At 54.6% G+C, this 25,714-nt stretch carries 23 protein-coding genes; 10 read left to right on the plus strand and 13 right to left on the minus strand.

Features of this window, described 5'->3' with window-relative positions:
- Positions 1-168 precede the first annotated feature (168 nt).
- The 4 genes from fieF to LH22_RS02860 all read left to right on the plus strand — a co-directional run bounded on the left by fieF (position 169) and on the right by LH22_RS02860 (position 4,267).
- The gene (fieF, locus tag LH22_RS02845; protein ID WP_038644073.1) at positions 169-1,071 is read left to right on the plus strand and encodes a CDF family cation-efflux transporter FieF; all 903 of its coding nucleotides are present in this window, start codon (positions 169-171) and stop codon (positions 1,069-1,071) included.
- Positions 1,072-1,278: 207 nt separating this feature from the next.
- Positions 1,279-2,241, plus strand: a complete 963-nt coding sequence (gene pfkA, locus LH22_RS02850) for a 6-phosphofructokinase (protein ID WP_034823768.1) — start codon at positions 1,279-1,281, stop codon at positions 2,239-2,241.
- Between the two features lie 147 nt (positions 2,242-2,388).
- Positions 2,389-3,378, plus strand: a complete 990-nt coding sequence (locus tag LH22_RS02855; RefSeq protein ID WP_034823765.1) for a sulfate ABC transporter substrate-binding protein — start codon at positions 2,389-2,391, stop codon at positions 3,376-3,378.
- A gap of 130 nt (positions 3,379-3,508) precedes the next feature.
- The gene (locus LH22_RS02860; RefSeq protein WP_038644075.1) at positions 3,509-4,267 is read left to right on the plus strand and encodes a CDP-diacylglycerol diphosphatase; all 759 of its coding nucleotides are present in this window, start codon (positions 3,509-3,511) and stop codon (positions 4,265-4,267) included.
- 138 nt (positions 4,268-4,405) lie between these two features.
- Here the strand turns inward: LH22_RS02860 and tpiA are convergent, their stop codons facing one another.
- The 3 genes from tpiA to fpr all read right to left on the minus strand — a co-directional run bounded on the left by tpiA (position 4,406) and on the right by fpr (position 6,737).
- Positions 4,406-5,173: a triose-phosphate isomerase gene (tpiA, locus tag LH22_RS02865; RefSeq protein WP_038644077.1), complete on the minus strand. Its 768-nt coding sequence runs from the start codon at positions 5,171-5,173 to the stop codon at positions 4,406-4,408.
- A gap of 120 nt (positions 5,174-5,293) precedes the next feature.
- Complete coding sequence (locus tag LH22_RS02870) at positions 5,294-5,884, minus strand: YiiQ family protein (RefSeq protein ID WP_038644079.1); 591 nt, start codon at positions 5,882-5,884, stop codon at positions 5,294-5,296.
- Between the two features lie 106 nt (positions 5,885-5,990).
- Positions 5,991-6,737: a ferredoxin--NADP(+) reductase gene (gene fpr, locus LH22_RS02875; protein WP_038644081.1), complete on the minus strand. Its 747-nt coding sequence runs from the start codon at positions 6,735-6,737 to the stop codon at positions 5,991-5,993.
- Between the two features lie 290 nt (positions 6,738-7,027).
- Between fpr and emrD the strand changes: the two genes are divergently transcribed.
- Entirely contained in the window at positions 7,028-8,224 is a 1,197-nt protein-coding gene (gene emrD / locus LH22_RS02880; RefSeq protein ID WP_038644083.1) for a multidrug efflux MFS transporter EmrD, read from the plus strand.
- Here emrD and glpX read toward each other — a convergent pair.
- The 3 genes from glpX to LH22_RS02895 form a co-directional block, all read right to left on the minus strand.
- Positions 8,214-9,224 (minus strand): class II fructose-bisphosphatase, encoded by a 1,011-nt coding sequence (glpX, locus tag LH22_RS02885; protein WP_038644085.1) that lies wholly within the window; start codon positions 9,222-9,224, stop codon positions 8,214-8,216. The two genes, emrD and glpX, sit on opposite strands and share 11 nt — an antisense overlap.
- A gap of 96 nt (positions 9,225-9,320) precedes the next feature.
- Positions 9,321-10,832 (minus strand): glycerol kinase GlpK, encoded by a 1,512-nt coding sequence (gene glpK / locus LH22_RS02890; protein WP_038644087.1) that lies wholly within the window; start codon positions 10,830-10,832, stop codon positions 9,321-9,323.
- A 29-nt stretch (positions 10,833-10,861) separates the two neighbouring features.
- Positions 10,862-11,710 carry an MIP/aquaporin family protein gene (locus tag LH22_RS02895; RefSeq protein ID WP_034823747.1) on the minus strand — a complete coding sequence of 283 codons (849 nt, stop codon included), beginning with the start codon at positions 11,708-11,710 and terminating at the stop codon, positions 10,862-10,864.
- Between the two features lie 421 nt (positions 11,711-12,131).
- Here LH22_RS02895 and zapB point away from each other — a divergent pair, with 421 nt between their 5' ends.
- The gene (zapB, locus tag LH22_RS02900; protein ID WP_034823745.1) at positions 12,132-12,371 is read left to right on the plus strand and encodes a cell division protein ZapB; all 240 of its coding nucleotides are present in this window, start codon (positions 12,132-12,134) and stop codon (positions 12,369-12,371) included.
- A gap of 53 nt (positions 12,372-12,424) precedes the next feature.
- On the opposite strand, the gene rraA is transcribed toward zapB, so the two are convergent.
- From rraA to priA, 6 genes are all read right to left on the minus strand, one after another.
- The gene (gene rraA, locus LH22_RS02905; protein ID WP_034823742.1) at positions 12,425-12,910 is read right to left on the minus strand and encodes a ribonuclease E activity regulator RraA; all 486 of its coding nucleotides are present in this window, start codon (positions 12,908-12,910) and stop codon (positions 12,425-12,427) included.
- A gap of 153 nt (positions 12,911-13,063) precedes the next feature.
- Complete coding sequence (gene hslU / locus LH22_RS02910) at positions 13,064-14,401, minus strand: HslU--HslV peptidase ATPase subunit (protein ID WP_038644089.1); 1,338 nt, start codon at positions 14,399-14,401, stop codon at positions 13,064-13,066.
- 5 nt (positions 14,402-14,406) lie between these two features.
- Positions 14,407-14,943 (minus strand): ATP-dependent protease subunit HslV, encoded by a 537-nt coding sequence (gene hslV, locus LH22_RS02915; protein ID WP_071845580.1) that lies wholly within the window; start codon positions 14,941-14,943, stop codon positions 14,407-14,409.
- A gap of 179 nt (positions 14,944-15,122) precedes the next feature.
- The gene (ftsN, locus tag LH22_RS02920; RefSeq protein ID WP_038644091.1) at positions 15,123-16,013 is read right to left on the minus strand and encodes a cell division protein FtsN; all 891 of its coding nucleotides are present in this window, start codon (positions 16,011-16,013) and stop codon (positions 15,123-15,125) included.
- A 171-nt stretch (positions 16,014-16,184) separates the two neighbouring features.
- A complete protein-coding gene (cytR, locus tag LH22_RS02925) occupies positions 16,185-17,222 on the minus strand; it encodes a DNA-binding transcriptional regulator CytR (protein WP_038644093.1) in 1,038 nt (345 codons plus the stop codon).
- A gap of 167 nt (positions 17,223-17,389) precedes the next feature.
- Positions 17,390-19,588 (minus strand): primosomal protein N', encoded by a 2,199-nt coding sequence (gene priA / locus LH22_RS02930; protein ID WP_038644095.1) that lies wholly within the window; start codon positions 19,586-19,588, stop codon positions 17,390-17,392.
- Positions 19,589-19,960: 372 nt separating this feature from the next.
- Here priA and rpmE point away from each other — a divergent pair, with 372 nt between their 5' ends.
- Complete coding sequence (gene rpmE / locus LH22_RS02935) at positions 19,961-20,176, plus strand: 50S ribosomal protein L31 (RefSeq protein ID WP_021506837.1); 216 nt, start codon at positions 19,961-19,963, stop codon at positions 20,174-20,176.
- Positions 20,177-20,252: 76 nt separating this feature from the next.
- On the opposite strand, the gene metJ is transcribed toward rpmE, so the two are convergent.
- Complete coding sequence (metJ, locus tag LH22_RS02940; protein ID WP_034823729.1) at positions 20,253-20,570, minus strand: met regulon transcriptional regulator MetJ; 318 nt, start codon at positions 20,568-20,570, stop codon at positions 20,253-20,255.
- Between the two features lie 277 nt (positions 20,571-20,847).
- On the opposite strand from metJ, the gene metB reads away from it, so the two are divergent.
- From metB to metF, 3 genes are all read left to right on the plus strand, one after another.
- Positions 20,848-22,008, plus strand: a complete 1,161-nt coding sequence (metB, locus tag LH22_RS02945; RefSeq protein WP_038644098.1) for a cystathionine gamma-synthase — start codon at positions 20,848-20,850, stop codon at positions 22,006-22,008.
- 2 nt (positions 22,009-22,010) lie between these two features.
- On the plus strand, positions 22,011-24,443 hold the full coding sequence (locus LH22_RS02950; protein ID WP_038644100.1) for a bifunctional aspartate kinase/homoserine dehydrogenase II: 2,433 nt from the start codon (positions 22,011-22,013) through the stop codon (positions 24,441-24,443).
- A gap of 216 nt (positions 24,444-24,659) precedes the next feature.
- Positions 24,660-25,556, plus strand: coding sequence for a methylenetetrahydrofolate reductase (gene metF / locus LH22_RS02955; protein WP_038644102.1), 897 nt, complete (start codon positions 24,660-24,662; stop codon positions 25,554-25,556).
- Positions 25,557-25,714 lie beyond the last annotated feature (158 nt).

A 25,714-nucleotide genomic window follows, 5' to 3' on the forward strand; every position in this document is an offset into this window, starting at 1 on the left:
CATCCCTGTCTTCCCCCGCATGATGCGGGGGTTTTTTTTATCTGCCAATCCTGTGCTGCATCATCACCTTAATATTCAATTCACGCAGCTTACGCTTGCCGATGATAAACTTGAGCCATTATGTGATTAACGGCGTTGCGCTGAGCAGACGCTTCTACGAGGCATGGCATGGATCCCTCCTACGCGAAACTCGTCAACCGCGCGGCACTGGCTGCAACGACGCTGGCGACATTACTGTTGATCGTGAAGATTTTTGCCTGGTGGCTGACCGGTTCAGTCAGTATGTTGGCCGCCCTGGTCGATTCACTGGTGGATATCGCTGCATCGCTGACAAATTTACTGGTGGTGCGCTATTCACTCCAGCCTGCGGACGCTGATCATACCTTCGGCCACGGTAAAGCGGAGTCGCTTGCCGCGCTGGCACAAAGCATGTTTATTTCCGGCTCAGCACTGTTTTTATTTCTCACTGGTATTCAGCATCTGGCCTCACCCAATATATTACGGGCGCCGCTGGTCGGTATCGTCGTCACTGTGGTCGCCCTTTTTTCCACCCTGTTACTGGTGACTTTCCAGCGCTGGGTGGTGCGTCGGACACGCAGCCAGGCGATACGTGCGGATATGCTGCACTATCAATCTGACGTAGTGATGAATGGCGCGATCCTGGTGGCTTTGGTGTTAAGCAGCTATGGTTTTGTCCGGGCAGATGCGCTCTTTGCGCTGGGGATTGGGGTGTACATCCTCTACAACGCTTTGCGCATGGGCTATGAAGCGGTGCAATCTTTGCTGGATCGCGCATTGCCGGAAGAAGAGAAGCAGGCGATTATCGATTTGGTTAGCGATTGGCCAGGTGTGCGCGGAGCCCATGCACTGCGTACGCGTCAATCCGGGCCCACCCGTTTTATTCAGCTTCATCTGGAAATGGATGACCACCTGCCGCTGGTGCAGGCACATCAGGTAGCGGATCAGATCGAGCAAGCACTGCGGCTTAAGTTTCCCGGTTCGGATGTTATCATCCATCAGGATCCCTGCTCGGTGGTGCCGGAAAATCAGCAAGGCTTTTTCCAGTTTTAGCGTTTAAATATCATGGTGTTGGGTTATAAAAATGACGTAACGCTAACAACTCTTTAAAAAAATAGCGAAAACTTGTCTGACCTGAATCAATTCAGCATCAAGCCTTTGATATACTATCTGCAACTATTAAGCCGCACGATCGTGAGCGGGTTTACACCGGTCGGCAGGCAGGAATAATCCTTAGTTTTGAACAATCCAGAGGTTGTCATGATCAAAAAAATCGGAGTACTGACCAGCGGCGGTGACGCCCCAGGCATGAACGCAGCCATCCGCGGAGTTGTCCGTTCCGCGCTGAGTGAAGGCCTTGAAGTTTTTGGTATCTACGACGGCTATCTGGGATTGTATGAAGACCGTATGATTAACCTCGACCGTTACAGCGTGTCCGATATGATCAACCGTGGCGGCACTTTCCTCGGTTCTGCGCGCTTCCCGGATTTCCGTAATGAGGAAGTTCGTCAGGTTGCCATTGAGAATATGAAGAAGCGCGGCATTGACGCGCTGGTGGTCATCGGCGGTGACGGTTCCTACATGGGTGCCAAACGTCTGACGGAAATGGGTTTCCCGTGCATTGGTCTGCCAGGCACCATCGATAATGACGTTGCCGGTACCGATTACACCATCGGTTACTTCACGGCGCTGGAAACCGTGGTTGAAGCGATTGACCGTCTGCGCGACACCTCCTCTTCGCATCAGCGTATCTCCATCGTGGAAGTGATGGGTCGTTACTGCGGCGATCTGACTCTGGCTGCTTCCATCGCCGGTGGTTGTGAATTCATCGTACTGCCGGAAATTCCTTATACCCGTGAAGAGCTGGTCGAAGAGATCAAAGCGGGTATCGCCAAAGGTAAAAAACACGCCATTGTGGCCATTACCGAACACATCTGTGATATCGACGATTTGGCGCATTACATCGAAGCAGAAACCAAACGCGAAACACGTGCCACTGTGCTTGGGCATATTCAGCGTGGCGGTGCGCCATGTGCTTACGACCGTATCCTGGCGTCACGTATGGGTGCCTACTCCATCGAACTGCTGTTGCAGGGCTACGGTGGACGTTGTGTCGGCATTCAGAATGAGAAGATGGTGCATCACGACATCATTGACGCGATTGAAAACATGAAGCGCCCATTCAAGCGCGACTGGCTGGATACGGCGAAAAAACTCTACTAATCATACTGAATCAGGGCGCGGCCTCCATCGTGCCCTCTTTTATTTCCACTTATATTCCCTCCAGTTATAACCACTTATTTTTAATTCTTTAATCATTGGATTGGTTTATGTCAGTCTTGTTCTATAACGACCTCGGGAGAGCAAGCAATGAACAAGTGGAGTATTGGTGTCACCCTGTTACTGGCTTCCACCAGTGTTTTGGCAAAGGATATCCAGCTGTTAAACGTTTCTTACGATCCAACGCGTGAGCTGTATGAACAGTACAACAAAGCGTTTAGCGCACACTACAAGCAGGAAACGGGCGACAATGTGGTGATCCGTCAGTCTCATGGCGGTTCAGGGAAGCAGGCAACCTCTGTGATCAACGGCATTCGTGCTGATGTCGTGACCCTGGCGCTGCAGTCTGACGTGGATGCTATTGCTGACCGTGGTCGGATCGATAAAAACTGGATTAAGCGCCTGCCAGACAACTCCGCCCCTTATACTTCAACCATCGTGTTCCTGGTACGCAAAGGCAACCCGAAGGGCATCCATGACTGGAACGATTTAATTAAACCTGGCGTATCGGTGATCACGCCAAACCCGAAAACTTCAGGTGGCGCACGCTGGAACTATCTGGCCGCGTGGGGCTGGGCGCTGGATCAAAACAACGGTGACCAGGCCAAAGCACTGGCGTATGTGAAGGCGCTGTTCAAGAACGTGGAAGTGCAGGACTCCGGTGCACGTGGCGCGACCAACACCTTTGTAGAACGTGGCATAGGCGATGTGCTGATTGCCTGGGAAAACGAAGCGTATCTGGCGGTGAACAAGCTGGGTAAAGACAAGTTCGAAATCGTTACGCCAAGCGAATCGATTCTGGCAGAACCCACTGTTTCGGTGGTCGATAAGGTGGTGGATGAGCAGGGCACGCGTAAAGTGGCCGAAGATTACCTGAAGTATCTGTACTCACCAGAAGGCCAGACCATCGCAGCGGAAAACTTCTATCGTCCGCGCGATCCTGAAGTCGCGAAAAAGTTTGCCAGCACCTTTGCGCCGGTGAAACTGTTCACTATCGACAGCAAGTTCGGTGGCTGGACGCAAGCGCAGAAAGCGCACTTCGCTGATGGTGGCAGCTACGATCAGGTCATGAAACCGTAATCGTCATCGCATCAAACAGAAACGGTCAGCCTGATGCTGGCCGTTTTGCATTGTAGAGCAGTAAAAGTCCGTGACATTGCCCAGACGGCAGGCGAGGATGCTGGCAAGTGATGAACAGAGGAATTCGGCCATGCAGGGAAGTCGTCGCACCCTGAAGTTGCTAACCGTTTTACTGCTGGTGCTGATTGTCGGACTGATCGTCAGCGCCTTCCATTTCCAGAAAAACTCTAACGCCCTCTGGCAGATCATCAATGAGAAGTGCGTGCCCAATCTGGCGAAGAGTGGCAATCCCGCCCCTTGCCAGCAAGTGAATACGGCACAGGGTTATGTCACGTTGAAAGATCTCAACGGGCCTTTACAGTATTTGCTGATGCCGATTGAGAAAATCACTGGCATGGAAAGCCCGATCATTCTCGAACCCGCTACGCCAAATCTTTTTGCCGCTGCCTGGCTGCAGCGTAGTCTGCTGGCAAAGAAACGCGGTGCGCCGATTGCTGACAGCGCGCTGTCTCTGGCCATCAACGCGCAATATGGCCGTACGCAGAATCAACTGCACATCCACATCTCTTGTCTGCGACCTGATGTGCGCCAACGGCTTGATGCGTTAAGCCCGAAGCTCAACGAACAGTGGCAGTCAGCTACGCTGCGCAAACATCGCTATTTGATTCGTGCGCTGTCGACGGCTGAACTGGCCCAGCAAAGTGCCTTTATCCGTCTGGCGACTGAAGTGCCTAATGCGCGGAGCGAGATGGGAAAATATGGGATGGCGCTAACGGCATTGCCGGATGGGCGTTTAGCCCTGCTGGCGCTGGAACGTAACTGGTTAATGCTAAACAGCGGTTCTGCGGAGGAGTTGCAGGATCACCAATGCCAGATTTTGAACCATTAACCATGGCTTCCAATCTCAAGCTTCACGGAAACCGATTATCACGTTGGGTGGGTTTGAAATACTGTCTCATCACATACCCTTTAAATCTCTGGTAATAAAAAAGGCGGCTTATCAGCCGCCTTATTACACGCCGAAAACTTAGGCGTTTTTCGCTGCTGCAGCTGCTTTCACGATCACTGCGAACGCATCGGCTTTCAGTGAAGCACCACCAACCAGCGCGCCATCGATGTCTGGCTGAGTGAACAGTTCTGCGGCATTTTTGTCGTTAACAGAACCGCCGTACTGAATGATCACTTGCTGAGCAATCGCCGCATCTTTCTTCGCGATATGGTCACGAATGAATTTGTGCACGGCCTGGGCCTGCGCAGGGGTAGCGGATTTGCCGGTACCAATCGCCCAAACTGGCTCGTAGGCAATGACCACGCCTTCGAACGCAGCCGCACCCTGAGTTTCCAGCACGGCGTCAATCTGGCGTGCGCACACTTCTTCCGTTTTGCCCGCTTCGTTCTCTGCTTCGGTTTCACCGATGCACAGGACTGGCACCAGACCGGCTGCTTTCAGCACAGCAAATTTCTTCGCGATGAACTCGTCGCTTTCTTTGTGGTAAGTACGACGCTCAGAGTGACCGATGATGATGTATTTCGCGCCGACATCTTTTAGCATTTCTGCGGAGGTTTCACCGGTGAATGCGCCAGACAGGTTAACGTCAACGTTCTGTGCACCCAGTGCAATGTGGCTGCCGGAGATGGCGTGTTTTGCCAGGTCAAGATAGAGAGTGGGTGGAGCAATTGCTACGCCACAACCTTCAACACCAGACAGCTCTTTGCGCAGACCTTCAATCAGCTCGCCTGCCATGTGCTTGCTGCCATTCAGTTTCCAGTTACCCATAACCAGTGGATGTCGCATTCTTTCCTCCGCATAACGCGATTCATGAAATAGCGCTGCCATCGGGCAGCGATGTCTGCCAGACAGTATAGAGATCAAACGTGTCGCTGGCTTTGCTTTTCGTCATTTTTGCCGCAGTGATCAAGGGGTCGCGAGCGCGAGTTTTATCGGCTCAACCGCGAAGGTTAATCCCTTGTCACCGTTATCCGCGACCACAAAACGCAATGCACCTTCAGTACTGGCAAAATAGCGTGCGCCTTTGCCTGCGCTGAGCAGTGCATCAAGCTTTTTTCGTCCATCTGCAGGCGATAAGCCAGGGACAAAAAATCGCAATAATGCCGTCATGTAATCCATCGCACGTGCCTGCGCGGTTTTCATATCCGGGCCGGGAACCGGTAGCCAGGTAATTTGCAGCGTTTTGATTTTTCCGGTGCCCTGTTCCAGCGCAGTAGAAGCATAGAGTGTTTCATTGATCTTGCTGGCGGCGCGTGTCAGGTTGCTTTTATCGTCTCGATTATCAATCGCACGATATTCCTGCAACGGCAGATCTGGATTCGTTGCGTTGTACTTCTCGCGAAACTGCGCGATGGTCATATCGAAGGTGGGGGCACCTGCCAATAGATAAGGGGCGGCAGGCAGGTGATCGCTTCGATCCTGCGGTGTCGCATCCTCCGCCCAGGCGGGAAATGTCAGCGCGACGCTTAGCAGCAACGCGACTGGCAGATTCTTCATTGCTTCGGCCCTAAATCATTCACTTAGCCCACGATTAGAACGGTTTTTACCGACCAAAGTCAAAACCCACACTGGGAAAAGTCTGACAATCTTCACACCGCACGTATTACCAGTAATGCTCGCTGGTCATATGGCCGGGTTTGCGTTTGAAATGTTTGCGCATCTCACGCGTATCTTTCAGCAATTGCTGGGTATCGCGCACCATTTGCGGGTTGCCACACAGCATCACGTGGCTGGTGTCAGCGGTCATCGGCAAACCTACCGCACGTTCAAGTTCACCGCTCTCTATCAGCTGCGGCACACGACCGTGCAGTGAACCGGCGATCTCTTCTCGACTCACCACCGTCTGAATGTGTAATTTGCCCGGATAACGCTGTTGCAGCTGTTGCATCAACGGCAAGAAGCTCAGGTCATCGGCGAAACGTGCCGCATGCACCAGCACAATGTTGTCAAACCGTTCCAGATCTTCGCCTTGCTGCAGAATCGATAAATAGGGACCGATTGCTGTACCGGTTGCCAGCATCCATAGTGTGCTGCAATCGGGAATTTCATCGAGTACAAAGAAACCGGCGGCTTCTTTGGTCACCATCACTTGATCGCCAGGCTGCAATGCCTGCAAACGCGGACTGAGTTTACCCTCAGGCACTGTGACCAGATAGAACTCCAGTAAGGGATCGTGCGGCGCATTCACATACGAGTAGGCGCGTTGCACACGTTCACCATCAATTTCCAGCGCCAGCTTGGCAAATTGCCCGGCGGTAAAGGTATCAATTGGCGCGGTAACGCGCAGGCTGAACAGTGCATCGGTCCAGTTTTTTACTTCTTGTACTTCCGCATTGATCCACTCTGCCATGATCGCTCCTTATTATTGATTATTCAGGCGTGTCACTATCATCGTCAGCCCTGTCGCAGATTTCCAGCCCGGCGGAGAGCAAAGGGCTCTCAGCGACAAATGATGCGCACTCCACATCAACTGTAGCGGTCGGGTTACGACCCGGTACGTAATCTTGACACCACTGCGTCAGTCGCTTTGCGCTCACCTCTCGATTTGTCACGCAATCCTGATATTTTTGCCGCCATTAATCGCCAGCAGCCTTTTTTAGTGCTGCTTTTATTTTGTTTCTCAGGCAGACATTTTGTTCCATGTTGATGAATAAAACACAAAACCGCTTCCTGTTATTCATGCTGATCGTGCTGGTGGCGGTCGGACAGATGGCGCAAACCATCTATGTGCCGGCGATGGCGAACATGGCAGAAGCCCTGAACGTGCGCAGTGGCACCATGCAGCAGGTCATGGCCGCATATCTGATGACCTATGGTGGATCGCAACTGATCTACGGTCCGCTGTCAGACAGCTTTGGCCGTCGTCCGGTGATCCTGATCGGTATGACGATCTTTGCCGTGGGAGCATTGATCGCCATGTTTGCACCATCACTGCAGATTTTGGTGCTGGGCAGTGCGGTGCAGGGTTTGGGTACTGGCGTCGCGGGGGTGATGGCTCGCACCATGCCGCGCGATCTCTATTCCGGTATCGCACTGCGCCAGGCCAATAGCCTGCTGAATATGGGTATTCTGGTGAGCCCGCTGCTGGCTCCGGTCATTGGTGCGCTGCTGACGCATCTGTTTGGCTGGCACGCTTGTTTTGCGTTCCTGCTATTGCTGTGTGTCGGTGTCACCGCTTCCATGGCGCGCTGGCTACCCGAAACGCGCCCGGTGGATACCCCTGCCACACCGTTTCTGCGTCGTTATGCCACCTTGCTTAGCGACGGGAATTTTATCCGCTATCTGCTGTTGTTGGTCGGCGCACTGGCAGGCATTGCGGTGTTTGAGGCTAGCTGTGGCGTGTTGATGGGAGGCGTGCTCGGTCTGGATGGTATCACCGTCAGCATCTTGTTTATTCTGCCCATCCCGGCCGCCTTTTTCGGTGCGTGGTTTGCCGGACGCGAGCAGAAGTCCTGGCATACGCTGATGTGGTATGGCGTAAACAGTTGCTTGCTGGCGGGTCTGCTGATGTGGATGCCGGCATGGTTCGGCATCATGAATATCTGGACACTGCTGGTGCCTGCCGCACTGTTCTTCTTTGGTGCCGGGATGCTGTTCCCATTGGCGACATCCGGTGCGATGGAGCCGTATGCATGGTTAGCAGGGAGTGCGGGCGCGCTGATTGGTGGCATACAGAATCTTGGTTCTGGCGTGATTGCCTGGCTGTCGGCGCTGCTGCCGCAGCACGATCAGTCGAGCCTCGGGATGCTAATGTTTGTCACGTCGCTGGTGATGCTGCTGTGCTGGTGGCCGCTCTCACGTCATCCGGAGAGCGGCAAACAGGCGATTACAGGATAAACTGATGCAGCGCCGCGTCTTTGCGATCCAAATAGTGGATCGACTGGATGCGGCGGATGGTGCGTGATTTACCGCGCACCAGCAGGGTTTCGCTGGTAGCGATGTTGCCTTTACGTGTAATGCCTTTCAGCAGGTCGCCGGTGGTGATACCGGTGGCGGCAAAAATCACATTATCGTTACGCGCCATCTTTTCCAGCTTCAGCACTTCTCCGGCTTTAATGCCCATTTCAGCACAACGTTGCAGCTCCTGCTCGCCCAAACGACGGTTCTCTTCACTGTCGCCTTTGACGTGGTGACGTGCCAATAGGCGCGCCTGCATGTCGCCATCCATTGCACGGATCACTGCCGCTGACACCACACCTTCAGGCGCACCGCCGATACCGTAAAGTACATCCACTTCGCTGTCAGGCATGCAGGTCAAAATCGAGGCCGCAACATCACCATCCGGGAAGGCAAACACACGCACGCCGAGCTGCTGGAGCTGCGCGATCACTGCGTCATGGCGCGGTTTGGCCAGGATCGACACGGTCAGCTGGCTGAGAGGTTTATCCAGAGCGATGGCGATGTTCTTCAGATTGGCGTCGAGCGGCAGGTTGAGATCGATAGCCCCGCGCGCGCCGGGCCCGACAATTAGTTTTTCCATGTACATATCAGGTGCGTGCAGGAAGCTACCTTTATCGCCCACGGCTAATACTGCCAGTGCGTTGGCCTGACCCATCGCCGTCATGCGTGTGCCTTCGATAGGATCGACAGCGATATCCACCGCATCCCCACGGCCGGTACCGACTTTTTCACCGATATAGAGCATCGGCGCTTCGTCGATTTCGCCTTCGCCAATCACAATCTGACCGTCGATATCAATGGTATTGAGCATAATGCGCATAGCGTGAACGGCTGCACCGTCGGCCGCATTTTTATCGCCGCGTCCTAACCAGTGATAGCCCGCTAATGCAGCGGCTTCGGTCACACGGGAAAATTCAATCGCGAGTTCTCGTTTCATGGTTGCACCTGATAAAAAACAGGCAGGCAGTGTAACACGGAGGGGAAAGCAGGGCGGGGAGAAAAAACCGCGGCAGGGTGCCGCGGGTGAGAGGTATTACTCAGCGTCTTCCCACGCTTGCGCACGCGCCACGGCTTTCTTCCAGCCTGCATAGCGCACGTTGCGTTCGGTGGTTTCGATGCTTGGGCGGAACTCACGTTCAACGACCGCTTTCGCACGCACTTCATCCAGATCATTCCAGAAGCCCACCGCCAGGCCAGCAAGGTAAGCTGCACCCAGCGCGGTCACTTCACGCACTTCAGGACGCTCAACGCGCGTACCGAGAATGTCTGACTGGAACTGCATCAGGAAGTTGTTGGCGACCGCACCGCCGTCCACGCGCAGAGATTGCAGACGGGTGCCCGCATCATTCTGCATCGCTTCCAGAACGTCACGTGTCTGATAAGCAATCGATTCCAGCGTTGCGCGGATGATGTGATTCGCGTTGGCACCACGGGTCAGACCGAAGATGGCGCCACGGGCATACGGATCCCAGTATGGCGCACCCAGACCGGTAAACGCAGGCACCATGTAGACGCCGTTGGTGTCCTTCACTTTCAGCGCGAAGTATTCAGAGTCAGTTGAATCGCTGATCAGCTTCATCTCATCACGCAGCCACTGAATGGACGCACCGCCGATGAACACCGCACCTTCCAGTGCGTAGTTCACTTCGCCACGCGGGCCGCAAGCAATGGTGGTCAGCAGGCCGTGCGTTGAAGTCACCGCTTCGGTGCCGGTGTTCATCAACATGAAGCAGCCGGTACCGTAGGTGTTTTTCGCCATACCCGGTTGTACGCACAGTTGGCCGTAAAGGGCTGCCTGTTGGTCACCCGCGATACCCGCGATTGGAATACGCGTACCGCCTTTACCACCAATGTTGGTCTGGCCGTAGATTTCAGAAGAGCCTTTCACTTCCGGCAGCATTTCGCGCGGAATATCGAGGATCTCCAGCATACGCTGATCCCACTCCAGCTTGTGGATGTTGTACATCATGGTACGAGAGGCGTTGGTGTGGTCGGTGATGTGCACGCGCCCCTGGGTCATTTTCCACACCAGCCAGGTATCAACGGTACCGAACAGCAGCTCGCCACGTTTTGCACGCTCGCGCGCACCTTCAACGTTGTCGAGGATCCACTTCACTTTGGTGCCTGAGAAGTAAGGGTTAATCACCAGACCGGTGGTGTGCTGGATGTACTCTTCCAGACCCTCTTTCTTCAGCTTGTTACAGTAGTCCGCTGTACGTGGATCCTGCCAGACGATGGCGTTATAGATCGGCTTACCGGTCTCTTTATCCCACACGATGGCGGTTTCACGCTGGTTGGTGATACCAATCGCGGCAATCTCATCAGAACGGATGTCGGCATGGGCCAGCACTTCGACCAGCGTGGAGCTTTGTGACGCCCAAATATCCATTGGGTCGTGTTCTACCCATCCCGCTTTCGGGTAGATTTGGGTAAATTCGCGCTGCGAGACGGCGACGATGTTCGCGTCATGATCAAGTACCACGGCACGCGAGCTGGTCGTGCCCTGATCGAGCGCGAGAATGTATTTTTTATCAGTCGTAGTCATTTTATTTTCCTGATGATTAACGATGAAACTTACGCTTTACGCTGCTCAGCGCGTGCGACCGGTTTTTCTGTTTTGCTGGCTTCCGCCACATTGACCGGCAGGTTACGGCCAATCAGTGAACGGTAACCGAAGGCTCCGAGGCAAGCACCCACCAGTGGGCCAAAAATCGGAACCAGGAAGTAAGGAATATCTTTGCCGCCGGTAAAGGCCACATCACCCCATCCTGCAATGAAGGCGAACAGTTTAGGACCGAAGTCACGCGCCGGGTTAAGTGCGAATCCGGTGAGCGGGCCCATCGAACCACCAATCACGGCAACCAACAGACCAATTAACAGCGGAGCCAGTGGACCACGTGGTACACCGTTGCCGTCATCGGTCAGCGCCATGATCACTGCCATCAGAACCGCCGTGATCACCATCTCAACCAGGAACGCCTGACCGACACTGATGTGTGGATTAGGGTAGGTTGAGAAGATACCGGCCAGATCGAGGCTCTGCACGCTGCCACGCACCATTTGATGGCTGGCTTCATAATCAAAGAACAAATTGTAGTAGAGACCATAAACCAGCGCCGCCGCACAGAAGGCACCGGCAACCTGCGCCAGGATGTAAGGCAGCACTTTGCGCCCTTCAAAGTTAGCAAACAGGCACAGCGCGACCGTTACCGCTGGATTTAAATGCGCGCCGGATACGCCCGCACTGAGATACACGGCCATGGAGACAGCAAGACCCCAGATAATACAGATTTCCCACTGACCGAATGCGGCACCAGCCAGTTTTAATGCAGCAACACAGCCTGCACCAAAAAAGATGATCAAACCGGTACCGAGAAACTCGGCGATGCATTGACCTTTTAGTGTGTTCGTTGTCTGACTCATAATGGCATTCCTGAAGCGAGGTTAAATTTTATCAGTTTTTGTTCTCAATCCATGAGTCACCCAGCTCTTATGTAGGGCTGATGTGAATTTATCGTTAACGAGCATAAACGAGAAATAGCGAAATCAAAATATGTGTACTCCGTCATAAAAATGCGCGTTTTCGCGTCTTTTACCTTTCTTTAAGGCCCATTAACCCTGCTTTACCTCAGTCCAATATCGTGACCGCGCGCAAAAATGCGCGATCGTGAGCGTTTTTTTAAGCATTAACTGAAAAGTGTTACAGACTGCCCGTGCAGGCCTTGTGTCGCTGGACTTGCGGGGTGTGGCTACATACAATCGGGACATCGTGGCTGGACGCACCATAACAAGGCAGTCCCAGCACCATCAACGCCTTGCAAGAGATTTAGGAGAGGTCATAAAGATGTCATTTGAAGTGTTCGAGAAACTGGAAGCGAAAGTACAGCAGGCGATTGATACCATCACCCTGCTGCAGATGGAAATTGAAGAGCTGAAAGATCAGAATAATACGCTGCGCAACGAAGCCAGCCAGGCTTCCGGCAACCAGGATGCACTGGTGCGTGAAAACCAGCATCTGAAAGAAGAACAGCACGTGTGGCAGGAGCGCCTGCGTGCACTGTTGGGAAAAATGGAAGAGGTTTAAGCGTCTATGCTTAAACCCATGACGGGTGCTGCGGCACCCGTTTTTGTTGTGGCTTACTCAATATCGAGAGCGTCTTCCGACAGAATGATGCCGGTGTTATCGGCATAAAGATGGTCGCCGGAGAAGAAGGTCACGCCGCCAAAGTTAACGCGTACGTCGCTTTCGCCAATCCCTTCGCCCGCCGCACCGACCGGAATCGCGGCAATCGCCTGAATACCAATTTCCAGCTCTTCCAGATCGTCAACCTGACGCACTGAGCCGTAAATCACCAGGCCTTCCCACTCGTTTTGCGCCGCCAGCCGTGCCAGTTGCGCATCAACCAATGCACGACGTACTGAGCCGCCGCCATCAATCACTAACACACGACCCCGGCCATTCTCTTCCAGCAGATCGTAAAGCAGGCCGTTGTCTTCGAAACATTTCACTGTGGTGATTTGCCCACCGAATGAGGTGCGTCCGCCAAAATTGGAAAAGAGCGGTTCAACCACGTTCACTTCTTCATGGTAGATGTCACAGAGTTCGGAAGTATCGTATTTCATGAGGGTATCGTCTGTTTGCCACAGGAGCGGTAAGTATATCGCTATCTGACGATTGTTGGCAAAATCATCACCCGCTAAAAAAAGCGCTGCATCAATATCCTGCGTAAAAAAATGCCCGGCACAGTGGCCGGGCAGCGGATAACGATGGAACCCTTACAGAATAAAGCGGCTGAGATCTTCGTCGGCCACCAATTCGTCCAGGTGTTTGCCAACGTAATCAGCATCAATAGTGATGGATTCGCCGTTGCGATCGCTGGCGTCATAGGAAATGTCTTCCATCAGACGCTCCAGCACGGTGTGCAGACGACGCGCGCCGATGTTCTCGGTGGTTTCGTTCACCTGCCATGCCGCTTCGGCAATGCGACGGATACCGTCTTCAGTGAAATCAACATTCACACCCTCTGTGCCCATCAGCGCTTTGTACTGTACGGTCACAGACGCGTTTGGCTCCGTCAGGATACGTTCAAAGTCATTCACGGTCAGCGCCTGCAGTTCTACACGGATCGGCAAACGACCCTGCAATTCTGGAATCAGATCTGACGGACTGGCAACCTGGAAAGCGCCTGATGCGATAAACAGAATGTGATCAGTTTTCACCATGCCGTGCTTGGTGGACACGGTGCAGCCTTCCACCAGTGGCAGCAGGTCACGTTGCACACCTTCGCGTGATACATCCGGGCCGCCGGCATTCTGGCCGCCGCGCTTACAGATTTTGTCGATTTCATCGATGAACACGATACCGTGCTGCTCAACGGCTTCGATAGCGTCTTGCTTCAGCTCTTCCGGATTCACCAATTTTGCCGCTTCTTCTTCAATCAGCAGTTTCATGGCTTCTTTGATCTTCAGCTTGCGCGCTTTCTGCTTCTGTCCACCGAGGTTCTGGAACATCGACTGCAGCTGGCTGGTCATCTCTTCCATACCCGGAGGCGCCATGATTTCAACACCGGCTGCTGATGCGGCCAGATCGATCTCAATCTCTTTGTCGTCCAGCTGGCCTTCACGCAGCTTCTTGCGGAATGACTGGCGGGCTGCAGAAGGTTCGGCAGCGTGCTCGGCTTGACCCCAGTTATTTTTCGCCGGTGGGATCAGGACATCAAGAATGCGCTCTTCTGCCATCTCTTCGGCGCGGTATTTGTTTTTCTCGATCGCCTGACTGCGCACCATTTTGATGGCGGAGTCGGTCAAATCGCGAATAATCGAGTCGACTTCTTTACCCACGTAACCCACTTCGGTGAATTTCGTGGCTTCGACTTTGATGAAAGGCGCGTTGGCGAGTTTTGCCAGACGGCGTGCAATTTCAGTTTTACCGACACCGGTCGGGCCAATCATCAGAATATTTTTTGGCGTCACTTCATGGCGCAGCTCTTCGTCGAGCTGCATGCGGCGCCAGCGATTACGCAGTGCAATCGCCACGGCCTTCTTTGCGCCGTCCTGGCCGATGATAAAGCGGTTAAGCTCGCTGACAATCTCGCGGGGAGTCATCTCAGACATGATGTTTAGTCCTTAGCCTTAGACGGTAATTCTTCGAAGTTAATGTTGTGGTTGGTGTAAATGCAGATATCGCCAGCGATGTTCAGCGCCTTCTCAACGATATCGTGCGCACCAATGTCGGTGTTCTCCAGCAGGGCGCGTGCCGCTGCCTGGGCGTAAGGACCACCCGAACCGATGGCAATCAGGTCATTTTCAGGCTGAATCACGTCACCATTACCGCTGATGATCAGTGAGGAGTTTTCATCAGCCACCGCCAGCAGCGCTTCAAGGCGGCGCAGCATGCGATCGGTACGCCAGTCTTTTGCCAGTTCGACCGCTGCTTTCACCAGATGGCCCTGGTGCATTTCCAGCTTGCGCTCGAACAGTTCAAACAGGGTGAAGGCATCTGCGGTGCCGCCAGCAAAACCGGCGATCACTTTGTCATTGTAGAGACGACGCACTTTCTTCACGTTGCCTTTCATCACGGTATTGCCGAGCGTAGCCTGGCCATCACCGCCAATCACGACTCGGCCGTTGCGTCGTACACTTACTATTGTTGTCACGGGCAGACCCCTTGTTGCAGTGGATAAGGAACTTCGCGCACAGAGCACGGAGTATCATGCAACCAGATATGGGGTAGGTTTGAAGGGTTTCAACCCCGAGATTTGTCTTACTTGAAAGGGCAGGTGCGCTCACCCCTGTGACTTACAGATGTAAGCTCAGAGGGGTGAGCACTTATCGCTTAGGGTAAAGCGAGCGGAATGCAGCTGCTGTGTCCGGAGCTGTGTAAGCGTTTGACGGTGCTGTCAGCACTGCTGCGATCTTTAAATGGACCGATAACCACGCGATTCCAGCCTCCGCCGGTGGTGATACGGCTCTCGAAACCTTCAAAAGCCAGACCTGCGCGCACAGACTCTGCCTGGTCAGTGCCTTTGAACGAGCCACACTGCACCATCCAGCGCTGCGAAGCGGCTTTCTCTTCCGGTTTCGCTTTTGCCGTTTCCTGCGGTTTCGGCTGTTGCACCGGTTCACGCGTTATCGGCGCTGGCTGTTGTTGTTGACGCGTCGCCTGCTGTTGCTGCAACTGCTGTTGGCGTTGTTGCTGCTGTAACTGTTGCTGCTGGCGCTGCATCTGTTGCTGTTGTTGCTGTACCTGCTGTTGGCGTTGCAGAGTTTGCTGACGCTGTGCCGGAGTTTGTTCGTTCCACGGCACTTCGTTGAGCTGCGTCGGTTGTTGGCGCATATCAGCCTGCATCTGTTCCAGCAATTGGCGCTGCTCATCCGTAAGCTGGGTCTGTGATTGCACACCACCACCAGCAGACGGTTCCGTCGGCGTCGGCACGGTGATTTGGCGATTTTCCAGCTCTTTGATGTATTTCCAGCGTTCTTCTGGCTTAGGCGGAAGGCCGTTGCCGTTGGCTTTATGATTCGGAATGACCTCAGTCTCTTCTTTTTTATGATGAGAGATGAACCATAAACCACCGGCAAAGGTGACCAGTACGGCCACGGCCAGTACGATCATCAACTTTGACGTGCCGGAGCCGCCTTTGCTTTTCTTACTGCGGCCTGCAGCGGGTTTTTTGCGACGCGTCCCTGTTGAACGCCCGCGGCCTACATAATCTCTCTGTGCCACTTTCGTTCTGATACCCTTCAAAAAAATGCCAATGGGCGAAACCCTAAATTAAGACGGGTGTAAATGTTCTGTTAATTGCCCGGCAACGAATGCGTCATGTTACTCAAGGGCTGGAACTTTGACCAGCAGAGTCTGCCTTCAGAATCCGCTGAAAATGCAGTGAAGCCTAGACTATTTTTCCCGTTTTGTGGCGGGTGCGGTGCTTCCGCGCACGCGTAATTCCGCGTCGAGTAAACGTGAGCCGTTGTTGACGCGTTTGCCCTGCAGTTCATCCAGCAACAGCAGCATCGCCTCGCGGCCAATGGCAAATCGCGGCTGTGCCACGGTGGTGAGTGGGGGATCGTAATACTGCGCCAGTTCGATATCGTCAAATCCCACTACGGAAAGATCCTGCGGAATGCGCATGCCCAGCTTTCGTGCCTGATTCATCGCACCCAATGCCATCAAGTCGCTGTGGCAGAAAATGGCTTTCGGCGGTTGCGGTAAGCTCATCAGCTGTTTCAACGCACTGGCACCGGCTTCGAAGGTGAAATCACCGTGCACAATCATCGTGGGATCGATAGCGATACTGCTGCGGCGCAGAGCCTGGATGTAGCCTTGTAAACGATACTGGCTGAGCGGGATGTGTTCCGGCCCGGTAATGCAGGCAATCTGGCGATGACCGAGTTGCAGCAGATGATTGACGGCTTCAAATGCCGCCGTCAGGTTATCAATGTGCACGGTAGGCAGAGCCATTTCCGGGGCGAATTCGTTGCCCATCACCATCGGCGGCAGGTTACGCTGATCTTCAATTCCTGCATCGAACGGCAGTTGTGAACCCAGTAGCACCATGCCGTCGATTTGGCGCGTCAACATCAGGTTGAGGAAGGTTTTTTCCTGCTGATCCTGATGTGCGCAGTCGCCAATCAGCACCAGATAGCCCTCCTGCGCCGCCGTGACTTCGACGCCTCGGATGATTTCACTAAAGAACGGATCGCAGATGTCCGGCACTATCACCAATATGGTTTGCGTTTCGCCGCGTTTGGCATTGCGCGCCAGCCCGTGTGGCGCATAGCCGACATCAATCACCGCTTGTTCTACTTTCTGCCGGGTGGCAGCCGAGACTTTTTCCGGGTTCATCAGCGCGCGAGAAACCGTGGCGGTAGACACGCCGGCTTTCTCGGCCACATCTTTCATGGTGGCAGCAGATGAAGGTTGCTTCTGGTCCAACGTATAACTCCTGACGCGGTACAGCGCATTGATTTTCAGACATTGCCGGGCTTCAACCGGGATGGGCACTATTGATAACCCAACGCCGGGTGAGGTTGTTACTTAATTTGCATAAAAATTGTGACTTGTGCGACTTTTTTCGATCTGGCTCGCAGATGTTATGCGGCCTAACTCTCGGTGGGATCGATATCCAGTGTCCATTTGGTTTTGCGCGCGGCGGGCAGGGTGGAGATCAGCGGTAGCGAACTGCTCAGCAGCTGTTGCAGGCGTTTACGCGAAGGATGCTGTAGCAACAGTTGCCAGCGCCAGCGTCCACTGCGTTTCGGTGCCAGTGCCGGAACCGGCCCCATCAACCACATGGCCTCATCTTTCAGCGGGCTGGCTTCGAGTAAATTGCGCAGCTGCGTGAGGAATTCAGCAGCCTGCGCATTGTCCATGTCCTCCGCGCGGAACAGCGCGTGGCTGGTCCACGGCGGCAGCTGCACCGATTGGCGCTCCAGCAAGGTTTCCTCGGCAAAGGCGAAATAGCCACGATGCAGCAGCGTCTGCAACAGCGGATGCTCGGGATGGTGCGTCTGCAGCAGTACTTCACCTTGTTTACCAGCGCGCCCGGCGCGCCCAGCCACCTGGGTATAGAGTTGAGCAAAGCGTTCAGCGGCGCGGAAATCGGCGGAGAATAAGGCGCCATCGACATCCAGCAGGGAAACCAGCGTCACGTCGGGGAAATGGTGCCCTTTTGCCAGCATCTGTGTGCCAACCAGAATGCGGGCGCCGCCGCGATGCACATCCGCCAGATGCTGCTCCAGTGCACCTTTGCGGCTGGTGGTATCGCGATCAATGCGCGACACCGGTACGCCGGGAAAGAGTGTGCTGAGCTGCTGTTCAAGCTGCTCTGTACCGACGCCGACCGGCATCAGGTGTGTGGAACCGCACCCCGGACATTGATTGGGCAGCGGGCGCTGGCTGTCGCAGTGGTGGCAGCGCAGCTGGCGATGATGTTGATGCAGCGTGTAATAGCTGTCGCAACGCTGACACTCGGCCAGCCAGCCGCAGTCGTGGCACATTAATGCTGGCGAGAATCCGCGACGGTTCAGGAACAGCAACACCTGATTATCGGCCTGCAGGTGCTGGCGCATTTTACCCAGCAATGCGGGCGCAAGTCCCCCTTTAAGCTGCTGGCCTTTAAGGTCGATAAGTTGCTGAAGCGCCGGTTTGGCGTTACCCGCGCGTTTGGTGAGATTGAGCTGTCGATACTTGCCAACGCGCACATTATGCAGGGTTTCCAGCGCAGGCGTCGCTGAACCCATGACAATGGGAATATCTTCTTCGTGGGCGCGAAACACCGCCAAATCGCGCGCCTGATAGCGCCAGCCTTCCTGCTGCTTGTACGAACTGTCGTGTTCTTCATCAATAATGATTACCCCCGGACGCGCCAGCGGTGTGAACAGCGCGGAACGCGTGCCGATGATAATCGCGGTTTCGCCACGGCGCGCTCTCAGCCACACCGCAAGACGTTCGCTGTCGTTGAGTGCCGAGTGCAGCACATCAATCGGCGCATCGAAGCGTTCACGGAAGCGAGCAATGGTTTGCGGGGTCAGACCGATTTCCGGCACCAGTACCAGCGCCTGTTTGCCGCGCGCCAGCACATTCTCTAACACGCTGAGATAGACTTCGGTCTTGCCCGAACCGGTTATCCCCGCCAGCAACCATGCTGCATAATGATCATCTTCACTGCGCATCGCGCCGACGGCCATCGCCTGATCGGTATTAAGACGCAGGCGATCGCCTTTCACGGCAAAAGTGGTGCGCCAGTCGTGCATCTGCGGCGCATGTTCGCGCAGATCACACAGACCTTTTGCTCGCAGTGATTGCAGTGCCGCGTCAGTCAGATCCTGTTCGCTGACCTGATGGCGATAGAGGGGCTGTTGGCGCAGTGCCGCCAAAGCTTGCTGCTGCTTCGGCGCACGCTTGAGGCTCTCCATGGCCACTTCACGTCCGGCATCGTTGACCACCCATTGCCAGAGTGGCGCTTCCTGAGCCGGTTTGCCCTGGCGCAGCAGCACGGGTAGAGCATGGTTGAGCACCTCGCCGAGCGGCGAATGGTAATAGCTGGCGGCCCAGTTAAGGATGCGCCACAGCGCTGGAGAGAACAGGCTCTGATCGTCCAGCACGCTTTCCAGCGGTTTGAGCTGAGTCAAAGGCAGATCGCTGGTTTCCTTTACAGCCACCACAATGCCGATCATTTTACGATTGCCAAACGGCACGCTGACGCGGGCGCCCACCACCGGCTGCGGCGCATCGGCGGGCAGAAGGTAGTCAAACAGGCGAGGCAGCGGAACGGGCAGGGCAACCTGAACAACGGGCATGTCGATCTCTATCCGGTTCTGTAATAAGGAGAAGTAGTGTACACGCTGATGCAACCCTCGTCATACTTCACGCCACAGCCACAGCCACAGCCACAGCCACAGCCACAGCCACAGCCCACACCGCATAGCCACATTGGCTGCGCTCGCTCTCTCCATCAGATTGACTGGGATGAGGGCGTTTACCGCCTCCCAGTGGCTCGAGTGACTCAGAGAATAAACGGCTGCTATTTGCCTGGTGCGGTCAATTTCTGTATACTATGCCGCCTTTGATGAGATGACTTGTCAAAGATACACTTAATTGTTCAACCGCGTGTGGTGCTGTGCAGGTTCGCCTGGCACGGAGAGCGACACGGCCTTTTATGAGGTTCTCCCATGAAACAAGGTATTCACCCGAAATACGAAGCTGTGACCATCACCTGCTCTTGCGGCAACGTGATCAACACCCGTTCAACCATGACTGGTACCCTGAACCTGGACGTGTGCGGCAAATGCCACCCGTTCTACACTGGTAAGCAGCGTGTTGTTGATTCTGGTGGTCGTGTTGATCGCTTCAACAAGCGTTTCAGCATCCCAGGCAGCAAGAAATAAGATTATTTGCCATCGAATCTTCGGATTCGGCAGCAAGAAAAAACCCAGCCTTGGCTGGGTTTTTTTGTTTCTGGACTCAGTATTCCCAGGTGTCGGGATCGATGCCCATCTCACGCATAATCTGCTTAGCTTCTTCCGGAATCTCATCGCTGCGTTCTTTGCGCAAATCGACATCATTTGGCAGCGGCTGCCCGGTGAAAGCATGCAAAAAGGCTTCGCACAGCAATTCGCTATTGGTGGCATGACGCAGGTTGTTCACCTGACGGCGCGTGCGTTCATCCGTTAAAATTTTCAGCACTTTCAGCGGGATAGAAACTGTAATCTTCTTAACCTGCTCGCTCTTCTTGCCGTGTTCAGCGTAAGGGCTGATATATTCGCCGTTCCATTCAGCCATGGGTTACCTTAATCAATAAAAGTTGAATATGGGGAAATCCGTTGATTATGCCCGATTTTTCGATGCCTGACCGCTTAAACTGCCGGTTTTATGCTTACGCATCGCTTTTCACAGGAAAGCGCGCTGAACACCAGGCGATGACGCGTAATTTTAGCGGGTATTGATGATTTGCTCAATCTATACGCAAAGACATTTAGATGTCCAGATGTATTGACGTCTATGCGCTGAATGTTATCCTGTTGCCACTTCTTATTACACTTCAGGAACAGTAAGCACCATGACGCGTAAACAGGCAACCATCGCAGTACGCAGCGGTTTGAATGATGACGAGCAATATGGCTGCGTTGTCCCACCAATTCACCTCTCCAGTACCTACAACTTCCTCGACTTTAATGAGCCGCGTGCACATGACTACTCACGTCGCGGTAACCCCACGCGTGATGTGGTACAACGCGCGCTGGCGGAACTGGAAGGCGGTGCGGGCGCGGTATTAACCAATACCGGGATGTCAGCGATTCATCTGGTGACCACCGTGTTCCTGAAGCCGGGCGATCTGCTGGTTGCCCCACATGACTGCTACGGCGGCAGCTATCGCCTGTTCGACAGCCTGAGCAAACGCGGTGCTTATCGCGTGAAATTTGTCGATCAGGGTGACAAAGCTGCTCTGGCAGCCGCGCTGGCCGAGAAACCCAAACTCGTGTTGGTGGAGAGCCCAAGCAATCCGCTGCTGCGCGTGGTGGATATCGCAGGCATTTGCCAGGCAGCGCGCGAAGCGGGTGCAATCAGCGTGGTGGATAACACCTTCCTGAGTCCGGCATTGCAGAACCCGCTGGCGCTGGGCGCCGATCTGGTGATCCACTCCTGTACCAAGTATTTGAATGGTCACTCCGATGTGGTCGCCGGAGCGGTGATTTCTAAAGATCCGGCGATGGCCACGGATCTTGCCTGGTGGGCGAATAATATTGGTGTAACCGGCGCAGCGTTTGATAGCTACCTGCTGCTGCGCGGTCTGCGCACGCTGGCGCCGCGTATGGCAGCAGCACAGCGTAATGCGCTGGCGATTGTTGATTACCTGAAGCAACAACCGCTGGTGAAAAAACTGTATCATCCGTCTCTGCCGGAAAATGCCGGACATGAGTACGCGGTGCGTCAACAACGTGGCTTTGGTGCGATGCTCAGCTTTGAACTCGACGCTGATGAAGCACGTCTGCGCCGCTTCCTGAAAGCGCTGCAGTTGTTCACGCTGGCAGAATCGCTGGGTGGCGTGGAGAGCCTGATTTCGCACACCGCGACCATGACGCATGCCGGCATGTCTGCGGAAGCGCGCGCGGCAGCGGGGATTTCAGAAACGCTGCTGCGTATTTCTGTCGGAATTGAAGATCACGAAGATTTAATCGCCGATCTGGATAATGCATTCCGGATCGCAGCCGAGGAGTAAGCATGACAAGTTCAGCAGGCGCGGGAACGCCGAACAAGCAGTTGCATAAATTTGGTGGCAGTAGCCTGGCGGATGCACGTTGTTATCAGCGTGTCGCCAGCATCATGGCGGATTACAGCCAGCCAGGCGATTTAATGGTGGTCTCTGCCGCAGGCAGCACCACCAACCAGCTGATTAGTTGGCTTAAACTGAGCCAGAGCGATCGCTTATCTGCCCATCAGGTGCAACAAGCTTTACGCCGTTTTCACAGCGAACTGATCGCTGCGCTGTTGCCTGCTGAATTTGCTGAAACGCTGACCGCTGCCTTTATTCGCGATTTGGAACGTCTGGCGGCCCTGCTTGACGGCGCTATCACCGATGCGGTGTATGCCGAAGTGGTGGGGCATGGTGAAATCTGGTCGGCACGCCTGATGGCGGCGGTGCTGAGCCAGCGTGATATCGAGTCTGCATGGCTGGACGCGCGTGACTTCCTGCGTGCCGAACGTGCTGCGCAACCACAGGTGGATGAAGGCAAGTCCTGGCCATTGCTACAGGCACTGCTGGCTCAACATCCTCATAAACGTTTGGTGGTAACCGGCTTTATCAGCCGTAGCGATGCCGGTGAAACGGTGTTGCTGGGTCGCAATGGTTCGGACTACTCAGCCACCCAGATCGGTGCGCTGGCAGGCGTAAACCGGGTCACCATCTGGAGCGATGTGGCCGGTGTCTATAGCGCCGATCCGCGTAAAGTGTCCGACGCCTGTTTGCTGCCGTTACTGCGTTTGGATGAGGCCAGCGAGCTGGCGCGTCTGGCCGCACCGGTATTGCATACCCGTACGCTGCAGCCCGTGTCGAATAGCGATATCGATCTGCAGTTGCGTTGCAGCTATCAACCTGAGCAGGGCTCAACGCGCATTGAGCGCGTACTGGCTTCCGGTACCGGCGCGCGTATTGTCACCAGCCACGACGATGTGTGCCTGGTAGAGATTCACATCCCAGAAAACCACGATTTCAAAACGCAGCAGAAAGAGATCGATCTGCTGCTGAAGCGTGCGCAACTGCGTCCGTTAGCAATGGGCGTCCATCCTGACCGCCGTCTACTGCAACTTTGCTATACCTCCGAAGTGGTGAACAGCGCATTCAATTTATTGCAGGACGCTGCGCTGCCGGGTCATCTGCAACTGCGCGATGGCTTAGCGCTGGTGGCGCTAGTGGGCGCGGGCGTGACGCGCAACCCGCTGCACAGCCATCGTTTCTGGCAGCAAATCAAAGACCAGCCGGTCGAGTTCGTCTGGCAGTCGGAAGATCACATTAGTATTGTTGCGGTGTTACGCGTAGGACCGACACAGCACTTGATTCAGGGGCTGCACCAATCACTGTTCCGCGCGGAAAAACGCATTGGTCTGATGCTGTTTGGCAAAGGCAACATCGGCTCCCGCTGGCTGGAACTGTTTGCGCGTGAGCAGGAGAGCTTATCTGCACGTACCGGTTTCGAATACGTGCTGGCGGGCGTGGCAGATAGCCGCCGCAGCCTGCTGAGTTATGACGGCCTGGAAGCTAGCCGTGCGCTCGCCTTCTTTGATGACGAAGCCGAAGAGCGTGATGAAGAGTCGCTGTTCCTGTGGATGCGCGCCCATCCGTTCGATGATTTAGTGGTTCTGGACGTCACCGCCAGCGCGCCACTGGCACAGCAATATCTTGATTTTGCCAGCCACGGTTTCCATGTTATCAGCGCCAACAAAGTCGCAGGCGCATCCAGCAGCCAGAGTTGGCGGCAGATTCGTGATGCGTTCGCCAAAACCGGTCGTCACTGGCTGTATAACGCCACGGTAGGCGCAGGATTGCCGGTGAACCATACGGTGCGCGATCTGCGCGAAAGCGGCGACAGCATTCTGGCCATCAGTGGTATTTTCTCCGGCACGCTGTCCTGGCTGTTCCTGCAATTTGATGGCACCGTGCCATTCAGTGAGCTGGTGGATCAGGCCTGGCAGCAAGGTCTCACCGAACCCGATCCGCGCGTGGATCTGTCGGGGCAGGATGTGATGCGCAAGCTGGTAATCCTGGCGCGTGAAGCCGGTTATGACATCGAGCCGGATCAGGTACGTGTTGAATCGCTGGTGCCGTCGGATTGCGAAGAAGAATCGATTGACCACTTCTTCGAGAATGCCGACGAGTTGAATGACCAAATGCTGCAACGCTTTGAAGCGGCGCAGGAGATGGGTCTGGTGCTGCGCTATGTGGCACGTTTCGATGCCAACGGTAAAGCCCGTGTGGGGGTGGAAGCGGTGCGTCCGGAACATCCGCTGGCTTCACTGCTGCCGTGCGATAACGTGTTTGCTATCGAAAGCCGCTGGTATCGTGACAACCCACTGGTGATCCGCGGGCCGGGCGCCGGCCGTGATGTGACAGCCGGTGCGTTACAATCGGATATCAATCGCCTCGCACAGCTACTGTAACCTGCCTTGCAACGCAGACGGTGCCCGCCGTCTGCGCTTTTCACCCTCTCCGCGAACATGAAACTCTTTCAACTTGATTGAATATTTGTCACGCCTGTACATTAATTTTAAGTTGACGCTAACGCGCTAATGGTTCATTTTGTGCATCTGGACGTCTAAACGTATGGATGTTCGCAGGCCGCAAGTTAATCGATATGTGACGACGAGGTAATCTGGATGAGTTTCTTTCACGCCAATCAGCGCGAAGCGTTGAACCAAAGCCTGGCTGAGCTGAACGGGCAAATTAACGTCTCTTTTGAATTTTTCCCGCCTCGTACCAGTGAAATGGAAGAAACCTTGTGGAGTTCGATTGATCGACTGAGCATCCTGAAACCGAAATTCCTCTCCGTAACCTACGGTGCGAACTCTGGCGAGCGCGACCGTACGCACAGCATCATCAAAGGCATTAAAGAACGCACCGGTCTGGAAGCGGCTCCGCACTTGACCTGCATCGATGCCACGCGTGATGAGCTGCGCACCATCGCGCGCGATTACTGGGATAACGGTATCCGTCACATTGTGGCGCTGCGCGGTGATTTACCGCCGGGCGGCGGCAAGCCTGAGATGTACGGCGCTGATTTGGTCGAATTGCTTAAAGAAGTGGGCGATTTTGATATCTCTGTAGCCGCTTACCCGGAAGTGCATCCTGAAGCGAAAAGTGCGCAAGCGGATTTGATCAACCTGAAGCGTAAGGTTGATGCTGGTGCCAACCGCGCTATTACGCAGTTCTTCTTTGATGTCGAAAGCTATCTGCGCTTCCGCGATCGCTGTGTCGCGGCAGGCATTGATGTCGAAATCGTGCCGGGCATTTTGCCAGTATCGAACTTTAAGCAGTTACAGCGTTTCGCCACCATGACCAACGTGCGCGTGCCGGGCTGGATGAACGCGATGTTTGCCGGATTGGATGACGATCCAGAAACGCGCAAAATGGTCGGCGCTAATATCGCGATGGACATGGTGAAAATTCTGTCACGTGAAGGGGTGAAGGATTTCCACTTCTATACGCTGAACCGCGCAGAGCTAAGCTACGCTATCTGTCATACGCTGGGTGTGCGTCCAACCTTAACGGCCTGATTTTCTTAAATTGAATTATGAGGGGGCCAATGCGCCCTCTTTCTTATTTGCACCATGTTACCCAGCGGGAAGAGGCGGCAAATTGAGTAAAGCGTTGGGCGCCATGGATGGCGCACGCCGAGCGATCAGGGACGAGACAGCGACTTTACGTAATTACC

Origin of the sequence: Pantoea rwandensis, assembly GCF_000759475.1 — a bacterium.
Taxonomy (GTDB): domain Bacteria; phylum Pseudomonadota; class Gammaproteobacteria; order Enterobacterales; family Enterobacteriaceae; genus Pantoea; species Pantoea rwandensis_B.

Bases quoted from the DNA above. Each gene is read 5' to 3' on its own strand.
- tpiA (WP_038644077.1), bottom strand. From the start codon at position 5,173: ATGCGACATCCACTGGTTATGGGTAACTGGAAACTGAATGGCAGCAAG.
- metB (WP_038644098.1), top strand. From the start codon at position 20,848: ATGACGCGTAAACAGGCAACCATCGCAGTACGCAGCGGTTTGAATGAT.
- fpr (WP_038644081.1), bottom strand. From the start codon at position 6,737: ATGGCAGAGTGGATCAATGCGGAAGTACAAGAAGTAAAAAACTGGACC.
- zapB (WP_034823745.1), top strand. From the start codon at position 12,132: ATGTCATTTGAAGTGTTCGAGAAACTGGAAGCGAAAGTACAGCAGGCG.
- rraA (WP_034823742.1), bottom strand. From the start codon at position 12,910: ATGAAATACGATACTTCCGAACTCTGTGACATCTACCATGAAGAAGTG.
- metJ (WP_034823729.1), bottom strand. From the start codon at position 20,570: ATGGCTGAATGGAACGGCGAATATATCAGCCCTTACGCTGAACACGGC.
- rpmE (WP_021506837.1), top strand. From the start codon at position 19,961: ATGAAACAAGGTATTCACCCGAAATACGAAGCTGTGACCATCACCTGC.
- fieF (WP_038644073.1), top strand. From the start codon at position 169: ATGGATCCCTCCTACGCGAAACTCGTCAACCGCGCGGCACTGGCTGCA.
- LH22_RS02950 (WP_038644100.1), top strand. From the start codon at position 22,011: ATGACAAGTTCAGCAGGCGCGGGAACGCCGAACAAGCAGTTGCATAAA.
- LH22_RS02895 (WP_034823747.1), bottom strand. From the start codon at position 11,710: ATGAGTCAGACAACGAACACACTAAAAGGTCAATGCATCGCCGAGTTT.
- pfkA (WP_034823768.1), top strand. From the start codon at position 1,279: ATGATCAAAAAAATCGGAGTACTGACCAGCGGCGGTGACGCCCCAGGC.
- metF (WP_038644102.1), top strand. From the start codon at position 24,660: ATGAGTTTCTTTCACGCCAATCAGCGCGAAGCGTTGAACCAAAGCCTG.
- hslU (WP_038644089.1), bottom strand. From the start codon at position 14,401: ATGTCTGAGATGACTCCCCGCGAGATTGTCAGCGAGCTTAACCGCTTT.
- glpX (WP_038644085.1), bottom strand. From the start codon at position 9,224: ATGAAACGAGAACTCGCGATTGAATTTTCCCGTGTGACCGAAGCCGCT.
- LH22_RS02855 (WP_034823765.1), top strand. From the start codon at position 2,389: ATGAACAAGTGGAGTATTGGTGTCACCCTGTTACTGGCTTCCACCAGT.
- glpK (WP_038644087.1), bottom strand. From the start codon at position 10,832: ATGACTACGACTGATAAAAAATACATTCTCGCGCTCGATCAGGGCACG.
- emrD (WP_038644083.1), top strand. From the start codon at position 7,028: ATGTTGATGAATAAAACACAAAACCGCTTCCTGTTATTCATGCTGATC.
- LH22_RS02870 (WP_038644079.1), bottom strand. From the start codon at position 5,884: ATGAAGAATCTGCCAGTCGCGTTGCTGCTAAGCGTCGCGCTGACATTT.
- LH22_RS02860 (WP_038644075.1), top strand. From the start codon at position 3,509: ATGCAGGGAAGTCGTCGCACCCTGAAGTTGCTAACCGTTTTACTGCTG.
- priA (WP_038644095.1), bottom strand. From the start codon at position 19,588: ATGCCCGTTGTTCAGGTTGCCCTGCCCGTTCCGCTGCCTCGCCTGTTT.